Below are 20,888 nucleotides of genomic sequence, written 5' to 3'. Positions count from 1 at the left end.
CCGCCAAGGTGAAGACGATGAACTACGTATCGACGACTCTTCCAACGGATCAGAAGGCCGCCGACGGGGTGGTCAGCGACCCGAAGGCCCGCTACCGGCCGGGCGTGTTGAAATACCGCCAGATGGGCTATTGGGAGCCGGACTATCAGCCGAAGGACACCGACGTTCTGGCCGTCTTCCGCATCACGCCGCAGGACGGCGTCGATCCGGAGGAAGCGGCGGCGGCGGTCGCCGGCGAAAGCTCCACCGCCACCTGGACCGTGGTGTGGACCGACCGCCTGACCGATTGCGAGCGCTATCGCGCCAAGGCCTTCCGCGTCGATCCGGTGCCCGGCGCGCCGGGGCAGTATTTCGCCTACATCGCCTATGAACTCGACCTGTTCGAGGAAGGGTCGATCGCCAACCTCACCGCCTCGATCATCGGCAACGTCTTCGGCTTCAAGCCGCTGAAGGGCCTGCGGCTGGAGGACATGCGGATCCCGGTCGCCTATCTGAAGACCTTCCAGGGGCCGGCCACCGGCATCGTGGTGGAGCGCGAGCGGCTGAACAATTTCGGCCGGCCGCTGCTGGGCGCCACCATGAAGCCGAAGTTGGGCCTGTCCGGCCGCAATTATGGCCGCGTGGTGTACGAGGCGCTGAAGGGCGGGCTCGACTTCACCAAGGACGACGAGAACATCAACTCGCAGCCCTTCATGCATTGGCGCGACCGCTTCCTCTACTGCATGGAGGGGGTCAACCGCGCCATCGCCGAGACCGGGGAGATCAAGGGCACCTATCTGAACGTCACCGCCGCCACCATGGAGGACATGTACGAGCGCGCCGAGTTCGCCAAGGAACTGGGCAGCGTCATCGTCATGATCGATCTGGTGATCGGCTACACCGCCATCCAGTCGATGGCGAAATGGGCGCGGCGCAACGACATGATCCTGCACCTGCACCGCGCCGGCCATTCCACCTACACCCGGCAGAAGAGCCACGGCGTGTCCTTCCGCGTCATCGCCAAGTGGATGCGCATGGCCGGCGTCGACCACATCCATGCCGGCACCGTCGTCGGCAAGCTGGAGGGCGACCCCAACGTGATCCGCGGCATCTACGACACCTGCCGCGAGACCCATGTCCCGCAGAATTTGCAGCACGGCATCTTCTTCGACCAGCCCTGGGCCGGTCTGAAGCGGGTGATGCCGGTGGCGTCCGGCGGCATCCATGCCGGGCAGATGCACCAGCTGCTGACGTATCTGGGCGAGGACGTGATCCTGCAGTTCGGCGGCGGCACCATCGGCCATCCCGACGGCATCCAGGCCGGCGCCACCGCCAACCGCGTCGCGCTGGAAGTGATGGTCAAGGCCCGCAACGAGGGCCGCGACATCTGGAACGAGGGGCCGGAGATCCTGCGTGACGCCGCCCGTTGGTGCGCCCCGCTGCGCGCCGCGCTCGACACCTGGAAGGACGTGACCTTCGACTATGCCTCCACCGACAGCGTCGATTACGTCCCCACCCCCACAGCGGCGATGTGAGAAGGAGAGTTTTCCATGCGATTGACACAGGGTCAGTTCTCCTTCCTGCCGGATTTGACGGATGAGGAGATCACCAAACAGGTGCAATACGCCCTCGACCAGGGCTGGGCGGTGGCGGTGGAGTTCACCGACGATCCGCACCCGCGCAACAGCTATTGGACGATGTGGGGCAACCCCATGTTCGACCTGCGCGACGCCAAGGGCGTGATGATGGAAATTGACGCCTGCCGCAGCGCCCATCCCGACCAGTACGTCAAGGTCCTCGCCTTCGACAGCTCCTATGGGTTCGAGACGGTGCGCATGTCCTACCTGATCAACCGCCCGGCCGTGGAACCCGGTTTCGAGCTGTTGCGGTCGGAGGGGCCGGGGCGGCGCATCGGCTACACGGTGCGCAGCTATGCCACCGGCCGTCCGCCGGGAGACCGCTATGGCGGGGAGGCGCGTCATGGGGCGTGAACTGGGGGGGCGTGAGCTGGGCGATGGCTACCTTCTCGCCCCGTCGATCCTCTCCGCCGATTTCGGCCGGCTGGGCGAGGAGGTGGAGCGGGTGGTGGAGGCCGGTTGCGAGCTCGTCCATATCGACGTGATGGACAACCATTATGTCCCCAACCTGACCATCGGCCCGCTGGTCTGCGCCGCCATCCGCCCGCGCACCCGCGCCACGCTCGACGTGCATCTGATGGTGCGGCCGGTCGATGCGCTGGTGCCGCTGTTCGCCAAGGCGGGCGCTGACATCGTCAGCTTCCACCCCGAGGCGTCGGAGCATCCCGACCGCAGCCTGGCGCTGATCCGCGAGCAGGGCTGCCGTGCCGGGCTGGCTCTGAACCCGGCAACACCGCTGGCCCATCTCGACCATGTGATGGACCGGCTGGACCTGATCCTCGTCATGTCGGTCAATCCCGGCTTCGGCGGCCAGTCCTTCATCCCGTCGGCCTTCGAGAAGATCGCCGAGGTCCGCCGCCGCATCGACCGTCACCGCGAGCGTACCGGCCACGCCATCCGGCTTGAGGTGGACGGCGGCATCAAGCCCGACAACATCCGCGCCGTCGCCGATGCCGGCGCCGACATCTTCGTCGCCGGCTCCGCCATCTTCGGCGCGGCGGATGCCGACGGCGGCTATCGCGGCGTGGTCGGGCGCATGCGCGCCGCGCTGATGGCCGAACCGGAATGGAGGGCGGCATGAGCGACGCGGCCGACCTTCTCGCCCCGGAAACCGCCCCGGAAACCCGAAGCCGGTCGTCCGACGCGCCGTCCGTCGATCTCGACGCGCTCTACCGCGAGTCCGGCATCGGCGAAATGCTGGCGGGGATGGACCGTGAACTGGTCGGGCTGCTGCCGGTGAAGACCCGCATCCGCGAGATCGCCGCCCTGCTGCTGGTGGAGCGCGCCCGCCGCAGCATCGGCCTTCGGGCGGAGCCGCCGTCGCTGCACATGTGCTTCACCGGCAATCCCGGCACCGGCAAGACCACGGTGGCGCGGCGCATGGCCGGGCTTCTCCATGGGCTGGGCTATATCCGGCGCGACCATGTGGTCAGCGTCACCCGCGACGATCTGGTCGGCCAGTATATCGGCCACACCGCGCCCAAGACGAAGGAGGTGCTGAAGCGCGCCATGGGCGGCGTGCTGTTCATCGACGAGGCCTATTACCTCTACCGGCCGGAGAACGAGCGCGATTACGGCCAGGAGGCCATCGAAATCCTGCTCCAGGTGATGGAGGACAACCGTGACGATCTGGTCGTGATCCTCGCCGGCTACCGCGACCGCATGGAGGTCTTCTTCCGCTCCAACCCCGGCATGGCGTCGCGCATCGCCCACCATGTCGATTTCCCTGACTACGAGGCAGCGGAACTGCTGGAGATCGCCCGGCTGATGACGGAGGGCATGCAGTACCGCCTGGCGCCGGAAGCCGAGCGGGCGATGGGCGACTACATCCTCCGCCGCATGGCCCAGCCGCGCTTTGCCAACGCCCGCTCGATCCGCAATGCGCTGGACCGCGCCCGCCTGCGTCAGGCCAACCGGCTGTTCGAGGCGCGCGGCAGCGCCATCGCCGCCAATGACCTGCTGACCATCGCCGAGGAGGACATCCGCCAAAGCCGCGTCTTCACACAATAGGCCCGCAAAAAGCCGGCCGGACAAAACACGAGAGAGGGGGAACCGATGCCGCACCGTCACACGACCTTCAGCAAATTCATCATCGAGGACCAGCGCCGCCGCGGCGGGGCCGACACCGACCTGACCGCGCTGCTCAACGACGTGCAGACCGCTTGCAAGTTCATCGCCAGCGCCGCCGCCCGCGGGTCGCTGACGCCGTCCGCCGGCCAGCCGGCCACCGCCCATTTTGCCGCACCGGCGCCCGAACCCGGCGTCAACGTCCATGGCGAGACGCAGAAGCCGCTGGACCTGATCGCCAACGAGATCATGCTGCGCACCTGCGAATATGGCGGCAAGCTCTGCGGCATGGCGTCGGAGGAGATGGAGGAGCCCTACCGCATCCCCCGCGAATATCCGCGCGGCCGCTATCTGCTGGCCTTCGATCCGCTGGACGGCTCGTCGAACGTGGACGTCAACCTGACGGTCGGCACCATCTTCTCCATTCTCAAGGCGCCTGATGGGGTGGAGGAGCCGGAGGTGGAGCATTTCCTGCAGCCCGGCACCCAGCAGGTGGCGGCGGGCTTCGCGCTCTACGGTCCCGCCGACATGATCATCGCCACCTTCGGCGAGGGCGTGCACGGCTTCACGCTCGACCGCGAGATCGGCGCCTACACCCTGACCCATCCCGACATGCGCATCCCCGACCATGTCTGCGAATTCGCCATCAACAGCTCCAATGCCCGCTTCTGGGAGCCGCCGGTGCGCCAGTATGTCGAGGAATGCATCAAGGGCAGTTCCGGCCCGCGCGAGGCGGATTTCAACATGCGCTGGATCGCGTCGCTGGTGGCGGAGGTCTACCGCATCCTGATCCGCGGCGGCGTCTTCCTCTATCCGCGCGACGCCCGCCCCACCCACAAGCCGGGACGGCTGCGCCTTCTCTACGAGGCCAACCCCATCGCCATGCTGGTGGAGCAGGCGGGCGGGGCGGCCAGCACCGGGCGGCAGCGGATTCTCGACATCAAGCCGATGGCCCTGCACCAGCGCGTGCCGGTGATCCTGGGATCGAAGGCGGAGGTGGAGCGGCTCGTCGCCTATCACGCCGCCTACGACCGGGGGGAGGAGCTGGCCTTCAGCGCCCCGCTGTTCGGCAGCCGGTCGCTGTTCCTGCCGTCCGAAACCGCGGCACTCGGCTGAAGGAGGAGGAAGCCATGTCGGCCCGTCATCCGATCATCGTCGTCACCGGCTCCTCCGGCGCCGGAACCACCACCGTCACCCGCACCTTCCAGCAGATCTTCCGGCGGGAGGGGGTTTCCGCCGCCATCGTCGAAGGCGACAGCTTCCACCGCTACGACCGCCGCGAAATGCGCGCCAAGGTCGCCGCGGCGCAGGAGGACCGCCATTCGACCTTCAGCCATTTCGGACCCGACGCCAACCTGTTCGAGGAACTGGACGATCTGTTCCGCAGCTATGGCGAGACCGGCGGCGGCCGGACCCGCAAATACCTGCATGACGAGAAGGAGGCCGAACCCTACGGCCAGGACCCCGGCACCTTCACGCCGTGGGAGGAGATCGAGCCCGGCACCGACATGCTGTTCTACGAGGGCCTGCACGGCTGCGTGCGCACCGAGCGCGTCGATCTCGCCCGCCATGCCGACCTGAAGATCGGCGTCGTGCCCATCGTGAACCTCGAATGGATCCAGAAGATCCACCGCGACCGCAACATGCGCGGCTATTCGGAAGAGGCCATCGTCGACACCATCCTGCGGCGCATGCCCGACTATGTGAAATACATCTGCCCGCAGTTCAGCAGCACCGACGTGAATTTCCAGCGCGTGCCGACGGTGGACACCAGCAACCCCTTCATCGCCCGCGACATCCCGACCTCGGATGAAAGCATGCTGGTCATCCGCTTCACCCGGCCGAAGGGCATCGACTTCCCCTATCTGCTGTCGATGCTGAAGGACAGCTTCATGACCCGGCCCAACACCATCGTCTGTCCGGGCGACAAGATGGCGCTGGCGATGCAGCTGATCTTCACGCCGATGATCTGGCAACTGGTCGACCGCAAGAAGAAGGCGTTCTGAGGGGGGGCCTAAAAAGGACAGTGCAGACGGAATGTGCGGCCGTTTTGCCGCTTGGAAGCCCTTCTCCCCTCTGCGGGAGAAGGGTTGGGATGAGGGGGCGGCCGAAGGCCGGATGCGAACCACAAACTTCCCCCCCTCACCCCAACCCCTCTCCCACGCGGGGAGAGGGGCTTTGATGCCGCCTGATAATCCAAAACCGGGAGGACACCAACCATGAACGCGTCGATGACCGCGGCCGTCGAGGTCCGCGAACAGGACCGGCTTGCCTTGCCGCCCGACACACCCGACCGTGGTTCCGGACGCCGCCTGCTGGCGAACGCCCTGCGCGTGCTCGCCATCGATGCGGTTGAGGCCGCGAACTCCGGTCATCCCGGCATGCCGATGGGGATGGCCGACATCGCCGAGGCGCTGTGGCGGCGCCATCTGCGTCACAATCCGGCCGACCCGCGCTGGCCCGACCGTGACCGCTTCGTGCTGTCGAACGGGCATGGCTCGATGCTGCTCTACGCGCTGCTGCATCTGACCGGCTACGATCTGCCGATGGAGGAGCTGCGGCGCTTCCGGCAACTCGGCTCGCGCACACCGGGACACCCGGAACATGGGCTGACGCCGGGGGTGGAGACGACCACGGGTCCGCTGGGGCAGGGCCTTGCCAATGCCGTCGGCATGGCGCTGGCCGAACGGCTGCTGGGGGCGGAATTCAACCGGCCGGGGCACCGGATCGTCGATCACCGGACCTTCTGCTTCGTCGGCGACGGCTGCCTGATGGAGGGGATCAGCCACGAGGCCTGCTCGCTGGCCGGCACGCTGGGTTTGGAAAAGCTGGTGGTCTTCTATGACGACAACGGCATCTCCATCGACGGCCCCGTCACCGGCTGGTTCGCCGACGATACGCCGGGGCGGTTCGAAGCCTATGGCTGGCGGGTGATCCGCGAGGTGGACGGTCATGATGCCCACGCGCTGGACACCGCCATCGACGAGGCGCTGACACCCTGCGGCAAGCCGACCCTGGTCTGTTGCAAGACGGTGATCGGCCATGGCTCCCCCGCCAGGGCCGGCTCGGCCGAGGTGCATGGCGCGCCGCTGGGCTCGGCCGAGGTCGCCGCGACCAGGGCCGCGCTCGGTTGGACGGCTGCGCCCTTCGAATTGCCGGACGAGGTGCGCGCCGGCTGGGACGCGCGGCGGCGCGGTGCCGCGGTGCAGGCCGATTGGCAGGCAAGGTTCGATGCCTATGCCGACGCCCACCCGCAGGCCGCGGCCGAGTTCCTGCGGCGGATGCGCGGCGACCTGCCGGAGGGCTTCGCCGAATCCGCCGACGCCTGGATCGCCGCCGTCGCCGAGCGGGCCGAACCGATGGCGTCGCGCAAGGCCTCGCAGCAGGCCATCCAAGCGCTGGCGGAATTGCTGCCGGAACTGCTGGGCGGATCTGCGGATCTCACCGGTTCCAATCTCACCGACTGGCGGGGGAGCGGCGGGCGCCACCTGCATTACGGGGTGCGGGAATTCGCCATGGCCGCGGTGATGAACGGCATCGCGCTGCATGGCGGCTTTCTGCCCTTCGGCGGCACCTTTCTGGCCTTCTCCGACTATTCCCGCAACGGCCTGCGCCTGTCGGCCTTGATGGGGCTGCGCGTCGTCCATGTCTTCACCCATGACGGCATCGGCCTGGGCGAGGACGGCCCCACCCACCAGCCGGTGGAGCATGCCGCCAGCCTGCGGCTGATGCCGAACCTGGACGTCTGGCGCCCCTGCGACGCCCTGGAGACCGCCGTGGCGTGGCGGGCCGCGGTGGAGCGGGCGGACGGGCCGAGCGCGCTGTTGCTGTCGCGCCAGACCCTGCCGGCTCAACCGGGAATCGGGCGTATCCGCGATGCCGCCCGCGGCGGCTATGTGCTGGCCGATGTTGAGCGCCCTGACGTGGTGCTGATCGCCACCGGGTCGGAGGTCGCCATCGCCATGGAGGCGCGGCGGCTGCTCGCCGGCCGGGGAATCGCCGCCCGCCTCGTTTCCATGCCCTGTTGCGAGGTCTTCGACCGCCAGGACCAGGCATGGCGCCGTGCCGTGCTGCCGGACGGCGTTCCCCGGCTGGCGGTGGAGGCCGGGGCGACCGGGCTGTGGCGCGCCCATGTCGGGCTGGACGGCGACGTGGTCGGCCTCGACCGCTACGGCGAATCCGCCCCCGCGGCCGACCTCTACCGCCATTTCGGCATCACGGCGGAGGCGGTGGCGGACCGCGCCCAACGCCTCTGTTCCTCGCAATTCTGAACCGGAGACCTCTCGCGATGGCCCTGATCTCCCTCCGACAGCTCCTCGACCATGCGGCCGACCATGGCTATGGCGTGCCGGCCTTCAACATCAACAACATGGAACAGATCCAGGCGATCATGCAGGCGGCGGACGATTGCGCCAGCCCGGTGATCCTCCAGGCGTCCGCCGGCGCGCGCAAATATGCCGGCGAGCCGTTTCTGCGTCACATGGTCCAGGCGGCGGTGGAGATGTGGCCGCATATTCCCGTCTGCCTGCACCAGGACCATGGCGCCAGCCCGGCCGTCTGCCAGCAGGCCATCCGTTCCGGCTTCACCAGCGTGATGATGGACGGCTCGCTGCTGGACGACATGAAGACGCCGGCAAGCTACGACTACAACATCCGCGTCACCCGGCAGGTGGTGGAGCAGGCCCATGCCGTCGGCGTCTCGGTTGAGGGCGAGCTGGGCTGCCTCGGCTCGCTGGAGACCGGCCGGGCGGGGGAGGAGGACGGGTCCGGCGCCGCCGGCATCCTGTCGCACGACCAGCTGCTGACCGATCCGGAACAGGCGGCGGATTTCGTGGCGCGGACGGGGGTGGATGCGCTCGCCATCGCCATCGGCACCAGCCATGGCGCCTACAAGTTCAGCCGCCGCCCGGACGGCGAGGTGCTGGCCATCGACCGCATCCGCGCCATCCACGACCGCATCCCCGACACCCATCTGGTGATGCACGGCTCCTCCAGCGTGCCGCAGGAGTGGCTGGAGATCATCCGCGCCCATGGCGGCAGCATCCGCGAGACCTACGGCGTCCCGGTGGAGGAGATCCGCGAGGGCATCCGCAACGGCGTGCGCAAGGTCAACATCGACACAGACATCCGCCTCGCCATGAGCGGCAGCCTGCGCCGTGCGATGATGACGCGGCCGGAGGAGTTCGACCCGCGCAGGTTCCTGGCCGAAGCCACCAAGGCCGCCCGCGCCCTCTGCCGCGAGCGGTTCGAGGCCTTCGGGTCGGCCGGGCAGGCGGATCGCATCGCTCCGCTTCCGCTGGAACGCATGGCCGCCCGCGCCGCGGCGCTGGAGTTCGCGGCGATGGAGCGGCGCTCGCCTGCGGTGATGGCGTCGGGCTGACGGAGGGGGGCGGTGAACAGGCCGGCGCCGGTCATCTTCGACCTGGATGGGACGCTGGTCGACAGCGCACCGCATCTCGGCCACGCCCTCAACCGCCTGCTCGGCGAATGGGGGCGTCCTGCGGTCAGCGACGCCACGCTGCGCTCCCTGATCGGCGACGGCCCCCGGCTGCTGGTGGAGCGCGGATTCGCCGCCGCCGGCCGCCCCCTTGCGGCGGAGGAGGTGGAGTCCGTCCTGCCTCGCTTCCTCCGCCTCTATGCGGCCCTTCCCGCCGACCCCGCCAGCGTCTATCCCGGCGTGCCGGGGACGCTGGCGCAACTGGCCGCTGCCGGCCATCCCATCGGCCTGTGTACCAACAAGCCCCAGGCAATCGCCCGCAACCTGCTGGGCGAACTGGGGCTTCTGTCGTTCTTCGGCGCCGTCGTCGGCGGCGACAGCCTGCCCTGGCGCAAACCGGCACCGGAACCTCTGCTGGCCGTGTTGGATGCGCTGAACGGCCGGCCTGCCGGTGCGGTCATGGTGGGCGACGGCCCCAACGACGTTGCCGCCGCCCGTGCCGCCGGGATCGCCTGCATTGTCGTGTCCTATGGCTATGCGCGCGGCAACCCGGCCGACCTTGCGGCCGACCGGCTGATCCATCGGTTCACCGACCTTCCGGACGCGCTGGAGGCCATTCGCCGGGATCCCCACCACCCCATCCGACATTCCCATCCAGCGGAAGCCGATAATGATTTAGGATGCTGACTTTCAGCGAAGGATGCGTTACCGTGGCATCTGGTATACGAGACACCAGGAACTCGGATCGCGACACCCAGAAGCGCGGACCATCCAGCAGAGGCCAGAAACGCCGTGACCGCATTGCCCCCGAACATCAGCGCCCCGATCATCAGCGCAAAGCCGCCGGGCGGCGTTCCCGCCCGCAGTATCCATCCCGGCTCCGGCCGCCGCAAAACGCGCGACCAGCAGAAGGGCCGTCAGGTCGATCCCGTCAGCCTGGAGGAGGTTCGGGCGCTTCTCGGCGACCGCTCCCGTCAGGCGGACCTGCTGATCGAGCATCTCCACCTGCTTCAGGACCATTACCGCTGCCTGCATGCCCGCCACCTCGCCGCTCTGGCGAAGGAGATGAAGCTGGCGCTGGTCGAGGTGTTCGAGGTGGCGTCCTTCTACGCCCATTTCGACATCGTGATGGACGGCGAACCGGCGCCGCCGAAGCTGACCATCCGCGTCTGCGATTCGCTGAGCTGCGCGCTGGCCGGGGCGGAACAGCTGCATGAGGCGCTGAAGGCCGGCGTCGACGAGCGCGAGGTGCGCGTCCTGCGCGCCCCCTGCATGGGCGGCTGCAACAACGCCCCCGTGGTGGCGATCGGCCATGCCCCGCACGAGAATGCCACGGTGGACAGTGTGCTCGACGCCGTCGCCCACGGCCATGTCCACCCGGACATCCCCGACTATCTCGGCTTCGACGAATATATCCGCGGCGGCGGCTACAAGATGCTGGCCGAATGCCTGAACGGTGCGCGCGACGTCGATGCGGTGCTGAAGATGCTGGAGGATTCCAGCATCCGCGGCCTGGGCGGCGCCGGCTTCCCCACCGGCCTGAAATGGCGCTATGTCAGGGCGGAGCCGGGGCCGCGCATGATGGCGATCAACGGCGACGAGGGCGAGCCCGGCACCTTCAAGGACCGCTTCCATCTGGAACGCGACCCGCACCGCTTCCTGGAAGGGATGCTGATCGGCGCCTGGACGGTGGAGGCGACCGACGTCTACATCTACCTGCGCGACGAATACCCGCAATGCCGGGAAATCCTGCTGCGCGAGATCCCGAAGGTCGAGGCCGCCGGCTTGGCCCGCCACACCCGCATCCATCTGCGCCGCGGCGCCGGCGCCTACATCTGCGGCGAAGAATCGGCGATGCTGGAGAGCATCGAGGGCAAGCGCGGATTGCCGCGGCACAAGCCGCCCTTCCCGTCGGTGGTCGGCCTGTTCGGCCGCCCGACCCTGATCAACAACATCGAAACGGTGTTCTGGGTCCGCGAGATTCTGGAGAAGGGCGGTTCCTGGTTCGCCAGCCACGGCATGAACGGGCGCAAGGGGCTGCGCACCTTCTCGGTCTCCGGCCGGGTGAAGGAGCCGGGGGTCAAGCTGGCCCCGGCCGGCATCACCCTGCAGGAACTGATCGACCGGTATTGCGGCGGCATGGCCGACGGCCACACGCTGAAGGGCTATCTGCCCGGCGGCCCGTCCGGCGGCATCCTGCCGGCGTCGATGGCGAACATCCCGCTCGATTTCGGCACGCTGGAACCGCACGGCTCCTTCATCGGCTCGGCCGCCGTGGTCGTGCTGTCCGACAAGGACAACATGCGCGACGTGGCGCTCAACCTGCTGAAATTCTTCGAGGATGAGAGCTGCGGCCAATGCACGCCCTGCCGGGTCGGCACCGAGAAGGCCGTGCGCCTGATCAGCGAGCCCGAATGGGACGAGGAACTGCTGACCGCGCTCGCCACCGTCATGGGCGACGCGTCGATCTGCGGCCTGGGTCAGGCGGCGATGAACCCGATCAAGCTGGTGATGAAGCATTTCCGCGACGACTTCGTGTCGCGCCAGGGCACGGCCCAAGGCTCGGCCCAGGGCGCAACCGGATCGCAGGGGTAAGGAGACCGACATGTCCCACGGCATCACTTTCACCCTGGACGGCGCCGAGGTCGAGGCACGCAACGGCGAGACGATCTGGCAGGTCGCCACCCGCCTGGGAACCGAGATTCCGCATCTCTGCCACCGGCCGGAACCGGGCTATCGCCCCGACGGCAACTGCCGCGCCTGCATGGTGGAGATCGAGGGGGAGCGCGTGCTCGCCGCCTCCTGCATCCGCAAGCCCAAGCCTGGCATGACCGTGCGCACCGCATCGGAGCGGGCCAAGTCCTCGCGCAAGCTGGTCTTCGAACTGCTGCTGGCCGACCAGCCGGAGCGGGAGACCGCGCATGATCCCAACTCCACCTTCTGGAAATGGACCGACAAGGTCGAGATCGCCGGCAGCCGCTTTCCCACCGTGGACCGGCCGAACAAGACCGACGACATGTCGCACCCGGCGATGGCGGTCCAGCTCGACGCCTGCATCCACTGCAACCTGTGCGTCCGCGCCTGCCGCGAGGTCCAGGTCAACGACGTCATCGGCATGGCGGCGCGCGGGCATCTGGAAAAGATCGTCTTCGATTTCGACGACCCGATGGGCCAGTCCACCTGCGTGGCCTGCGGCGAGTGCGTGCAGGCCTGCCCGACCGGCGCGCTGATGCCGGCGGCGCTGGTGGACGAGAAGGGCGTCTACACCAATGCGCCCGACCGCGAGGTGGACTCCGTCTGCCCCTATTGCGGCGTCGGCTGCCAGCTGACCTACAAGATCAAGGACAACAGGATCGTCGCCGTCGATGGCAAGGATGGCCCGTCGAACCAGAACCGGCTCTGCGTGAAGGGTCGTTTCGGCTTCGATTACGCCCATCACGGCGACCGTCTGACGGTGCCGCTGATCCGCAAGGAGGGGGTGTCGAAGCACGACGTCGACATCGACCCGATGAACCCCTTCACCCATTTCCGTGAAGCGAGCTGGGACGAGGCGCTGGCGGTGGCGGCCGGGGGCCTGCGCAAGATCCGCGACGAGCGCGGCGGCAACGCGCTGGCCGGCTTCGGATCGGCCAAGGGGTCGAACGAGGAGGCCTATCTGTTCCAGAAGCTGGTGCGCACCGGCTTCGGCACCAACAACGTCGACCATTGCACCCGGCTCTGCCACGCCTCGTCGGTGGCGGCGCTGATCGAGGGCGTCGGGTCGGGGGCGGTGTCGGCGCCCTTCATGGCGGCGGAGGATGCCGAGGTCATCGTCATCATCGGCGCCAACCCGACCGAGAACCATCCCGTCGCCGCGACCTTCTTCAAGAACGCGGCGGAGCGTGGGGCGAAGCTGATCGTCATGGATCCGCGCGGGCTCGCCATGGCGCGCCACGCCACGCACATGCTGCAGTTCACGCCGGGCCGTGACGTGTCGATGCTGAACGCCATCCTCCACACCATCATCGCGGAGGGGCTGTACGACCGCCAGTATGTCCAGGCCAACACCGAGGATTTCGAGGCGCTGGCCGAGACGGTCAAGAACTACCCGCCGGAGGAGATGGAGAAGGTCTGCGGCATTCCCGCCGCCACCCTGCGCGAGGTGGCGCGGCTGTTCGCACGGTCCAAGGCGTCGATCATCTTCTGGGGCATGGGCGTGTCGCAGCACATCCACGGCACCGACAACAGCCGCTGCCTGATCGCGCTGTCGCTGGTCACCGGCCAGATCGGCCGCCCCGGCACCGGCCTGCATCCGCTGCGCGGCCAGAACAACGTCCAGGGCGCGTCCGACGCCGGCCTGATCCCGATGTTCTACCCCGACTACAAGTCGGTCGAGGATCCGGAGGTCCAGTCCTTCTACGAAAATTATTGGGGCACCAAGCTGGACGGCAAGCGCGGCCTGACGGTGGTCGAGATCATGGACGCCGTCCATGACGGCCGGATCAAGGGGCTCTACATCGAGGGCGAGAACCCGGCGATGTCCGACCCCGACGTGACCCACGCCCGCGAGGCGCTGGCCATGCTGGACCATCTGGTGGTGCAGGACATCTTCCTGACCGAGACGGCCAAATACGCCGACGTGGTGCTGCCGGCCTCGGCCTGGCCGGAGAAGGACGGCACCGTCATCAACACCAACCGGCAGGTCCAGATGGGCCGCGCGGCGGTGCCGCTGCCGGGCGAGGCGCGGCAGGATCTGTGGATCATCCAGGACATGGCGCGGGGGCTGGGGCTGAACTGGACCTACACCCACGTATCGCAGGTGTTCGCGGAGATGGTCGGCGCCATGCCGTCGCTCGCCAACATCACCTGGGAGCGGGTGGAGCGCGAGGGCTCCGTCACCTATCCGGTGGACGGCCCGGACCAGCCCGGCCACGACATCGTCTTCGGCAACGGCTTCCCGACCAAGACCGGGCGCGGGCGCTTCGTGCCGGCGCGGCCGATCAACCCGGCGGAGACGCCGGATCTCGACTATCCGCTGGTGCTCACCACCGGCCGCCAGCTGGAGCATTGGCACACCGGATCGATGACCCGGCGGTCCAGCGTGCTCGACGCGGTGGAGCCGGAGGCGGTCGCCTATGTCTCCCCGCACGACCTGACCCGCGCCGGAATGAGGACCGGCGATTACATGCTGGTGTCGAGCCGCCGCGGCACGATCCGGCTGAAGGCCCGCATCGACGACCGCATGCCGGTCGGGCTGGTCTTCATCCCCTTCGCCTATGCGGAAGCGGCGGCGAATGTGCTGACCAACCCCCAGCTCGATCCCTTCGGCAAGATCCCGGAGTTCAAATACTGCGCGATCAAGATCGAGAGGGCAGAGATGGCCGAGGCGGCGGAGTAGCCCCGGGTAAGCAGGTGATGGCGGCGGCGACCCTCGCCACCGCCTGCGGGTCGATGCCCGCGGTGCGCTTCCCGCCGCAGAGCGCGCCGCGGAAGCCGAGGTAATCGGGCGACAGGGAGGAGAGGGCCGGGATGTCTGCCACCCGCAGCGACCCGGCCAGCCCGGTCAGCAGCCCGTGCGCCCGTGCGCAGCAGACGAAGCTGGACAGCTGCGCATCGTGCCAGTAATGGCGCAGCCCGTGGCGCTTGCCGGCGGTATCCAGCATCGCCCCGCGAAAGCCGGCGGCGGACAGCCGGTCGATGGGCAGACAGCCGGGGTCCGGCGGCCAGAGGTCGGCGAACAGCACGGCGACCAGCTGCACCCCGTCCGCCGCCAGCGGAGCCAGCGCGTCGATGCAGCGGTCGGGCGCTCCATCCGGCGCGAAGCCGATCTTGACGAAATCCACCCCGGTCGCGGCGATCCGGCGGGCTGCCGGCTCCACCGCCTCGGGCCGCATCGGATGGTCGCCGATGGTGGCGCTCAGCCGCGGGCGTCCGGGCAGGGCCGCCAGTTCGCGCACCGTCGCGGCGATGTCTTCCACCGCCCACGCTCCCAAAGCCCCGGCGGCGGGGTCCTTCAGGTCCAGGAAGTCGGGGCCTGCCGGCAGGATCAGGGGGATTTCCGCCGCGGTCGCGACGCTGGCGAGCCATCCGGTCATGAGCTGTTCTCCGCGCGGTGGGCGGCGATGCGGTCCATCAGCCAGCCCCAGGCCTCCAACTCATGCGGGCCGGCGGTCTTGCCGATGGCGATGGAGAGGTATTCGACCTCCCGTTCGATCTTGTCGGCGGGCAGCATGTGCAGCCGGCTGACCAGAATCGCCGCCTCGATCACCGCCGCCTGCGCCCGGTTGTGGCCGCGGAAGCGGCCACGCGTCGCGGCATGGATGGTGCGGCAATGGAAGCGCGGGCGGACCGGGTCGTCCTCCACCTCCGCCACCACGATCTCCTCATGCGACAGGCAGTCGGCCAGACGGGGCGCGTCGATCCGCTCCGCCAAAACGGTCGGCCAGTCGCGGCGGCGTCCGCTGATGCAGCCGGCGAAGACCCGGACGTCGTCGGTGTGGTTGACGACGGCGCAACGGCGGGCGAGCAGGTTGTCGAGCGTCCGTGACGGCCGGAACGGCGCCAGGATGAAGCGCTCCCCGTCGCCGTCCCACTCCACCGTCACCCCCATCGGCGCCACATGGGGCTGCCCGTCGGCGCCGGTGGTGGTGATGATGGTCTCGCGGATCAGGGGCATGGCTCAGCCGCCTCGCTTGGTCGGGCCGATGGCGTGGAAGCCTGTGGGGTCGTCCTGCGGCTCGTCCGTCGCGACACCCCAGCGCAATTCGCTGTCCTGGGCGTAGCGCTTGCCGAGCTGCCACGCGATCTGCGCCCGCGCCAGTTCCACCCCCAGATAAAAGGCGTGGCCGGTGTCGGTTCCAAGATCGAGCGTCGGGAACAGGTCGAACGGATCGGTGGCGCGGTGATGGCCGTCGCGGTTGTAGAGATGGATGCCCTCCGCGCTGACCTCCACCCGGTAATTGGGGTCGCGGATTTGCGCGGCGGTCTCGGCGATCTGGGCGGCGTCGCGGACGAAGGGGCGGCGGTCGCGCAGACAGAGCAGGCCGTTGCCGAAGCCGCGCGGCATGCTGTGCGCCGTGCGGGCGGCGAAGAACTGGCGCCGCGCCGCATCGAATTCGCGGATGGCGCGGCGGCAATGCGGGCTGACCTGCACCGCCAGGACATTGCCGATCCGAAGTTCGGACACCACCCCCATCAGCACCGCGGTGATGCCGGACGTGTCGGCGTCGGTCAGCTCGGTCACATTGCCGATGCCCATCAGGATTTCGGCGTCGGGCCAGCGCTCCCGCACGGTGCGGTAGCGCAGCAGGGAATCGGTGAAGCCGTGGTGGATCGGCTCCAGGATCGGATCGACCAGGAAGCGCCGCCCGCGGCGGGTCATGGCATCGACGGCGCGTCCCAGGCTGTCGAGATCCGGCGGGGTGGTCGGGATCAGCACCGGCACCGCATCGCCCTCGTCGGCGAGGTGGACCGTCTCCTCCGTCAGGCTGAGCAGATAGTCGGCACCGGCCGTCGTGGCGCGGAGCAGTTCCTCCGGGTTCAGGGAATCGACGCTGACGGCAAAGCCGGCGTCGTGCAGTGCGCCGATGGCCTCCTCCAGATGCGGGAAAGGCGTGTCGGGCAGGCAGCCGAGGTCGATGACGTCGGCACCGTCGGCGCGAAGCTCCGCCGCCTTGGCGAGGATGGCGGCGGTGTCGCGCGAGGGCGCGTCGACGATCTCTGCGAAGATGCGGGTGTCGTGCCGGCTGAGGTCGAGCGGGCGGGCCTGCCGCTGGAAGTATTGGGGCAGATCCTCCAGCTCGTCGGGGCCGCGCTCCACCGCCGCGCCGAAATGATTGGTGAGGGCGTCGATGTCGCCGCGGAACCGGCCGGGTAGCAGGATCAGGTCGGCCCCGCGCGCGGAGTCAAGCCGCCGCAGCACGATCTCGGTGGTGGCGAGCGCCGCGACCTTGACGCCGAGATTGACGACGGTCGCCTCGAAGGGCAGGGGGGCGAGCGAGTCCAGAACCTGACGCAAGCGGCTCTCAGCCAGGGAGCCGGTCAGGAATAGGATGTGCCGGGCCATGCCGCCTCCCGTTCCGCCGCGAGGGTAACGAGCCAGGGGCGCAGGGCAGCGCCGTTCCACAGGCCGCCGCCCGGCTTGACGACCCGAATTCCGGTCATCGTATCCCCATTGATTGCGACCCTGTTCATTGTGACTGGTCCCGCGCACCGGTCAATACCACGCCGACGCCTGCCGCTTGTGGGACGATCTCCAGCTTTTCCACCTGGACCCGGGCGAAGACCGCTTGCGGCGGCGACAGGCAAAGGGCAAGCAGCTTTTCGGCCAGGACCTCCAGCAGCTGAATGTGTGGGCTTTGCTGGAAGGCCTCGACGCCCTGGATCAGGTACTCGTAGGAGACGACGGCGTCGAGATCGTCGACGAAGGGCCGGTTCGGCACCTCGACCGTGACGGTCAGGCTGACGCGCACGCGCTGGGTCCGCGTCTTCTCATGGTCCCAGACGCCGATGCGGAACTCCCCGACATAATCGCGCAGCACAAGGTCGTAGCGGCGCATGACGGCGCTGGCCGGCGGCGGCCGCAGGACGTTCATGATGGTGAGGTAGCCGCTCTGTGAATCGTCCGGCATTGTCTGGGGCCTCCCTGTCGCCTGTCCTTCTTGGAGCCGCCCGGCTCACCACCCGGCTCATTGCTTGACGGGCGCATGCTTCGCCAGCCGGTGTTCGACCAGCCAGGCGACGCCGCGCGACCAGGCGGCGGCATTGTCGCCGCGGATGTCGCCGCGTGCCGTCGTCACCGCTTGGCCGGTGCCGACATCCTCGACCGCCACGGCGATCCACAGGATCAGGCTGCTGACCTTGCGGACCACGCCGAACACGACCAGATCGGCACCGGCGGCACGCGCGATGTCGGTCTCGCAGCCGTTGCAGGTCCGGATCTGTGTTCCCGGAGGTACCAGCCCGGCCGTGGCGGCATCGTCGATCACGTCATAGCCCTTGGCGTCCAGCGCCCGGCGCAGTTCGGCACTGACCCGTTTCAGACGCTCCGCATGCTCCGTCGACCGGGGTTCGCCGCTGCTGTCCTCAAGCTCCAGATCGAGCACCAGCGTCCGCGCCGACGCGGCTGCGGCGCCCGTAAAGCCCGGTGCCGGACAGAGGGCGAGCCCTGCGATCATAGCGGCTCCGATCCTCCTCCCCGCATGATCCATCGGGCTTCCCCTTTTGCGCAGCGGTTCCGATTGCGCCGGATCGTTGGTGTTGCCATCATTCTGGGCATGCATCGATTTTCTTCCATTTCCGCTGCGGCGCTCGCCGCGGCACTGATCGCAGGCTCGCCAGCCCTTGCGGCAGCCCAAACGGCTTCCTTGGATTCGAAGAATCCCGACTGGCCCTGTCCGCAGGTTCTGGTCCCGGCCCTGTCGCCGGCTTCGGTCTGGGACGGCCCGTCGATCGACGGGCTGGGGGACGAGTGGCAGCGCGATGCCGCCATCGCCACCCTGGTCCGGCGCGCGGCCGACGACAGCATCGATCCCGCCAGCCTGGAACCGGAAGCGAACGCGCTGGCCGGCCCGGTGCGGAAGGGGGCGGAGCAGGAGCATGACCGCAAGCTGGCGCTGGTCTTCGCCGGGACCTTCCAGACGCTGGACCGCCAGCGCACCGCCGCCATCGCCTCCATCGAGCGGTATGCCCAGCATCAGCGGGCCCTGCGCGAGCGCATCGCCGCCGCCCTGCGCGACCTCGATGCCGCGTCGGGCGACGCCGCCCGTGCGCAGGAGGCCAAGGCGGCCATCGCCTGGGACCGCCGCATCCTCGACGACCGCCGCCGGGCCCAGACCGCGGTGTGCGAGCAGCCGGCCCGCATCGAACAGCGGCTCGGCCAGATCGCGCGCATGCTGTCGGCGCTTCTGTCCTGAGGGCAGCACTCAGTTCGCCATCTTGGGTTCGGGCCGCGTCTCGAACCCCGGTTCGGGCTCGACCGTGACGAGGTCGCGGCCCGCGGCCGCCCAGCCGTCGGTGCCGGCCGGATACCATTTGACCGCCCGATAGCCGAGCGCCACCGCCCGCTTGGCGGCATTCCAGCTCATCCAGCAATCCGGCTGGCAGAACACCACCAGCGGACGCTTGCGGTCGCCGGCGGTCAGCGCCTCCAGGCTGTTGCGGAAATAGGCCTCCTGATCGGCCGAGGGCGCGCCGTAGCCGACATTCGGCAGCCAGTGGGCTCCCGGCAGGCTGCGATGGGGCGGCGGGACCCAGCGGCTTCCCGGTGCCAGCCCGTCGGGCTTCGGCGGGGTGGGCAGCACGTCGACCAGGACGGCGCCGGCCTTGGCCAGCCGCTCGACCTCCTCCGGTCCCACCGTTTCGGCGCCGCGCAGGGCGGGAGGCGTGGGGGCGCGGTAGTCGGCCATGCGGTAGCCGTCCGGTTCCGGCACCTCGGCCCGGATCGATCCGTCGGCGTTGGCGAGCGGGACATGGTACTCGGCAAGGATGCGGTCGATGTCGCCCTGGCGGCGGACGATGAAGTCGTTCAGCCAGTGGCGCCAGTCCGGCTCGTCCAGGCGGATGCCCATGGAGATCATGTATTGGAAGGGTGAAGCGCCCGGTTCGTCCTTCAGCGGCACGACCGCCAGCGGCACGGACTGCCGGGCGGCGAAGAAGCCGGCGATGGGACCCCAGACGATGGCGGCGTCGGTGCGGGCCGCCGCGACATCCTCCACCGCCTGCTGGGCCGGGTGGTGGGCGCGCGTGTCGGTGTCGAGCTGGTAGGGTTCCAGGTTGGTCAGCCCGTGGCGCAGCATCACCGCGGAGGGCGGCGTGCGGGCGACGACGCCGATGCGCGCCCCCTGCAGCGACGGATCGGCCAGCGTCTTCGCGGTGATCCCGGAATCCTTGCGGTAGACCAGCGCGTAGGTGGACCGGTAATAGGGGTTGGTGTTCTGCATCAGCTCTTCGCCGACCGCCGTCCCCATCACCAGATCGCATTGCCGGGTGCGCAGCGTGTTGCGGACGAAACCGATGGTCTGCGGCCACCAGGTGAAGGCCAGCGGAACCTTCAGCTCGTCGGCGATCAGTTTGGCGATGCGGTTCTCGAACCCCTCCTGCCGGTCGTTGGAGAAGGGAAGCAGGTTGGCGTCGGCGCAGACGCGCAGCACCTCCATCGGGATGCCTTCCGCAGCAAAGGCCGGGCGGCCGGCGGGGGCCGCCGCACAGAGCACGGCGGCCAGCATGAAGGCCAGCATCAAGGAACGAGCGGACCTGCGGATCATGCCGGACTCACGAGGCCGACTTGAACCGCTCGGGCCGACCGCGGCCGATCTTCTCGTCGGAACGGGCCTTGAGATACCGGTAGATGTCGGCGAGATTCGTCATCACGTTGGGATCGGTGCCGAAGGTCGGCATCACCCGGTCGCCGGTGGCCCCCAAGTTGGTGCGGCCGTTGGTCACCACGTCGGTGAACTGCCAGTAATCCATCCGCTTCAGCGAGTCGGTCAGGGCCGGGGCGAAGGACGATCCCAGCCCGTCCGGCCCGTGGCAGACATGGCAGGACGAGGCATAGCGCCGATATCCGTTGTAGGTCCCCTGGTCCACCTTTCCGTCCCGCACCGCATAGAGCGGCACCCCTTCGTCGTTCACCAGCTCTTCCGGTTCGGCGACCTTCGCTTCCTGCTGGCCGAACGCGCTGCCGAGGGCCATTGTTGCGGTGAACCCAAGAGCGGCACACAGCCCGATCAGGTATTTGGGCATCTCACTGTCTCTCCCCACTGCCTTTGTTCGTGGCTTGCCATCGGCAT

At 68.6% G+C, this 20,888-nt stretch carries 20 protein-coding genes; 12 read left to right on the top strand and 8 right to left on the bottom strand.

The annotated features are described in order from the left end of the window. The first annotated feature begins 17 nt into the window (after positions 1–17). The 11 genes from AZOLI_RS17025 (at position 18) to fdhF (ending at position 14,497) form a co-directional block, all read left to right on the top strand. The gene (locus tag AZOLI_RS17025; protein WP_014188404.1) at positions 18–1,514 is read left to right on the top strand and encodes a form I ribulose bisphosphate carboxylase large subunit; all 1,497 of its coding nucleotides are present in this window, start codon (positions 18–20) and stop codon (positions 1,512–1,514) included. 15 nt (positions 1,515–1,529) lie between these two features. Continuing rightward, positions 1,530–1,970, top strand: coding sequence for a ribulose bisphosphate carboxylase small subunit (locus tag AZOLI_RS17020; protein ID WP_014188403.1), 441 nt, complete (start codon positions 1,530–1,532; stop codon positions 1,968–1,970). Then, entirely contained in the window at positions 1,960–2,697 is a 738-nt protein-coding gene (gene rpe, locus AZOLI_RS17015) for a ribulose-phosphate 3-epimerase (protein ID WP_014188402.1), read from the top strand. The genes AZOLI_RS17020 and rpe overlap by 11 nt, the downstream gene beginning before the upstream one ends. Then, positions 2,694–3,626 (top strand): CbbX protein, encoded by a 933-nt coding sequence (gene cbbX / locus AZOLI_RS17010; protein WP_044551893.1) that lies wholly within the window; start codon positions 2,694–2,696, stop codon positions 3,624–3,626. Before rpe ends, cbbX begins: the two co-directional genes overlap by 4 nt. A 45-nt stretch (positions 3,627–3,671) precedes the next feature. Beyond that, positions 3,672–4,799: a class 1 fructose-bisphosphatase gene (locus AZOLI_RS17005; RefSeq protein ID WP_014188400.1), complete on the top strand. Its 1,128-nt coding sequence runs from the start codon at positions 3,672–3,674 to the stop codon at positions 4,797–4,799. 14 nt (positions 4,800–4,813) lie between these two features. Further along, entirely contained in the window at positions 4,814–5,689 is an 876-nt protein-coding gene (locus AZOLI_RS17000) for a phosphoribulokinase (protein ID WP_014188399.1), read from the top strand. A gap of 213 nt (positions 5,690–5,902) precedes the next feature. Beyond that, complete coding sequence (tkt, locus tag AZOLI_RS16995; RefSeq protein WP_014188398.1) at positions 5,903–7,954, top strand: transketolase; 2,052 nt, start codon at positions 5,903–5,905, stop codon at positions 7,952–7,954. Positions 7,955–7,971: 17 nt separating this feature from the next. Further along, a complete protein-coding gene (gene fba, locus AZOLI_RS16990) occupies positions 7,972–9,063 on the top strand; it encodes a class II fructose-bisphosphate aldolase (RefSeq protein WP_014188397.1) in 1,092 nt (363 codons plus the stop codon). 12 nt (positions 9,064–9,075) lie between these two features. Next, positions 9,076–9,807 (top strand): phosphoglycolate phosphatase, encoded by a 732-nt coding sequence (gph, locus tag AZOLI_RS16985; RefSeq protein WP_014188396.1) that lies wholly within the window; start codon positions 9,076–9,078, stop codon positions 9,805–9,807. Positions 9,808–9,948: 141 nt separating this feature from the next. Beyond that, positions 9,949–11,715, top strand: a complete 1,767-nt coding sequence (locus AZOLI_RS16980) for an NAD(P)H-dependent oxidoreductase subunit E (RefSeq protein ID WP_044551886.1) — start codon at positions 9,949–9,951, stop codon at positions 11,713–11,715. A gap of 10 nt (positions 11,716–11,725) precedes the next feature. Further along, positions 11,726–14,497 (top strand): formate dehydrogenase subunit alpha, encoded by a 2,772-nt coding sequence (gene fdhF / locus AZOLI_RS16975; RefSeq protein WP_014188394.1) that lies wholly within the window; start codon positions 11,726–11,728, stop codon positions 14,495–14,497. Here fdhF and AZOLI_RS16970 read toward each other — a convergent pair. From AZOLI_RS16970 to AZOLI_RS16950, 6 genes are read right to left on the bottom strand one after another with little or no spacing between them, the layout of a single operon-like run. Next, positions 14,457–15,194: a (5-formylfuran-3-yl)methyl phosphate synthase gene (locus AZOLI_RS16970; protein WP_014188393.1), complete on the bottom strand. Its 738-nt coding sequence runs from the start codon at positions 15,192–15,194 to the stop codon at positions 14,457–14,459. The two genes, fdhF and AZOLI_RS16970, sit on opposite strands and share 41 nt — an antisense overlap. Further along, positions 15,191–15,775: a DUF447 domain-containing protein gene (locus AZOLI_RS16965; protein WP_014188392.1), complete on the bottom strand. Its 585-nt coding sequence runs from the start codon at positions 15,773–15,775 to the stop codon at positions 15,191–15,193. Before AZOLI_RS16965 ends, AZOLI_RS16970 begins: the two co-directional genes overlap by 4 nt. 3 nt (positions 15,776–15,778) lie before the next feature. Next, positions 15,779–17,164, bottom strand: coding sequence for a DUF6513 domain-containing protein (locus AZOLI_RS16960; RefSeq protein ID WP_014188391.1), 1,386 nt, complete (start codon positions 17,162–17,164; stop codon positions 15,779–15,781). After that, positions 17,140–17,262, bottom strand: a complete 123-nt coding sequence (locus tag AZOLI_RS33650) for a hypothetical protein (RefSeq protein ID WP_275451541.1) — start codon at positions 17,260–17,262, stop codon at positions 17,140–17,142. The genes AZOLI_RS16960 and AZOLI_RS33650 overlap by 25 nt, the downstream gene beginning before the upstream one ends. Before the next feature lie 26 nt (positions 17,263–17,288). After that, on the bottom strand, positions 17,289–17,729 hold the full coding sequence (locus AZOLI_RS16955) for a dihydroneopterin aldolase (RefSeq protein ID WP_014188390.1): 441 nt from the start codon (positions 17,727–17,729) through the stop codon (positions 17,289–17,291). Between the two features lie 57 nt (positions 17,730–17,786). Beyond that, a complete protein-coding gene (locus AZOLI_RS16950) occupies positions 17,787–18,275 on the bottom strand; it encodes a DUF3280 domain-containing protein (RefSeq protein ID WP_014188389.1) in 489 nt (162 codons plus the stop codon). A gap of 189 nt (positions 18,276–18,464) precedes the next feature. Between AZOLI_RS16950 and AZOLI_RS16945 the strand changes: the two genes are divergently transcribed. Next, complete coding sequence (locus AZOLI_RS16945) at positions 18,465–19,013, top strand: hypothetical protein (RefSeq protein WP_014188388.1); 549 nt, start codon at positions 18,465–18,467, stop codon at positions 19,011–19,013. Positions 19,014–19,022: 9 nt separating this feature from the next. Here the strand turns inward: AZOLI_RS16945 and AZOLI_RS16940 are convergent, their stop codons facing one another. Next, entirely contained in the window at positions 19,023–20,363 is a 1,341-nt protein-coding gene (locus AZOLI_RS16940; RefSeq protein ID WP_014188387.1) for a quinoprotein dehydrogenase-associated putative ABC transporter substrate-binding protein, read from the bottom strand. Positions 20,364–20,370: 7 nt separating this feature from the next. Further along, positions 20,371–20,841 (bottom strand): c-type cytochrome, encoded by a 471-nt coding sequence (locus tag AZOLI_RS16935; protein ID WP_014188386.1) that lies wholly within the window; start codon positions 20,839–20,841, stop codon positions 20,371–20,373. Between the last annotated feature and the right edge of the window lie 47 nt (positions 20,842–20,888).

Source organism: Azospirillum lipoferum 4B, from assembly GCF_000283655.1.
In the GTDB taxonomy this organism is placed as follows: Bacteria; Pseudomonadota; Alphaproteobacteria; order Azospirillales; family Azospirillaceae; genus Azospirillum; species Azospirillum lipoferum_C.
This window is presented reverse-complemented; position numbering and strand designations above follow the sequence as displayed.

Coding starts and splice junctions, on each gene's coding strand:
- AZOLI_RS17025 (WP_014188404.1), top strand. CDS start 18: ATGAACTACGTATCGACGACTCTTCCAACGGATCAGAAGGCCGCCGAC.
- AZOLI_RS17020 (WP_014188403.1), top strand. CDS start 1,530: ATGCGATTGACACAGGGTCAGTTCTCCTTCCTGCCGGATTTGACGGAT.
- rpe (WP_014188402.1), top strand. CDS start 1,960: ATGGGGCGTGAACTGGGGGGGCGTGAGCTGGGCGATGGCTACCTTCTC.
- cbbX (WP_044551893.1), top strand. CDS start 2,694: ATGAGCGACGCGGCCGACCTTCTCGCCCCGGAAACCGCCCCGGAAACC.
- AZOLI_RS17005 (WP_014188400.1), top strand. CDS start 3,672: ATGCCGCACCGTCACACGACCTTCAGCAAATTCATCATCGAGGACCAG.
- AZOLI_RS17000 (WP_014188399.1), top strand. CDS start 4,814: ATGTCGGCCCGTCATCCGATCATCGTCGTCACCGGCTCCTCCGGCGCC.
- tkt (WP_014188398.1), top strand. CDS start 5,903: ATGAACGCGTCGATGACCGCGGCCGTCGAGGTCCGCGAACAGGACCGG.
- fba (WP_014188397.1), top strand. CDS start 7,972: ATGGCCCTGATCTCCCTCCGACAGCTCCTCGACCATGCGGCCGACCAT.
- fdhF (WP_014188394.1), top strand. CDS start 11,726: ATGTCCCACGGCATCACTTTCACCCTGGACGGCGCCGAGGTCGAGGCA.
- AZOLI_RS16970 (WP_014188393.1), bottom strand. CDS start 15,194: ATGACCGGATGGCTCGCCAGCGTCGCGACCGCGGCGGAAATCCCCCTG.
- AZOLI_RS16965 (WP_014188392.1), bottom strand. CDS start 15,775: ATGCCCCTGATCCGCGAGACCATCATCACCACCACCGGCGCCGACGGG.
- AZOLI_RS16960 (WP_014188391.1), bottom strand. CDS start 17,164: ATGGCCCGGCACATCCTATTCCTGACCGGCTCCCTGGCTGAGAGCCGC.
- AZOLI_RS33650 (WP_275451541.1), bottom strand. CDS start 17,262: ATGACCGGAATTCGGGTCGTCAAGCCGGGCGGCGGCCTGTGGAACGGC.
- AZOLI_RS16955 (WP_014188390.1), bottom strand. CDS start 17,729: ATGCCGGACGATTCACAGAGCGGCTACCTCACCATCATGAACGTCCTG.
- AZOLI_RS16950 (WP_014188389.1), bottom strand. CDS start 18,275: ATGATCGCAGGGCTCGCCCTCTGTCCGGCACCGGGCTTTACGGGCGCC.
- AZOLI_RS16940 (WP_014188387.1), bottom strand. CDS start 20,363: ATGATCCGCAGGTCCGCTCGTTCCTTGATGCTGGCCTTCATGCTGGCC.
- AZOLI_RS16935 (WP_014188386.1), bottom strand. CDS start 20,841: ATGCCCAAATACCTGATCGGGCTGTGTGCCGCTCTTGGGTTCACCGCA.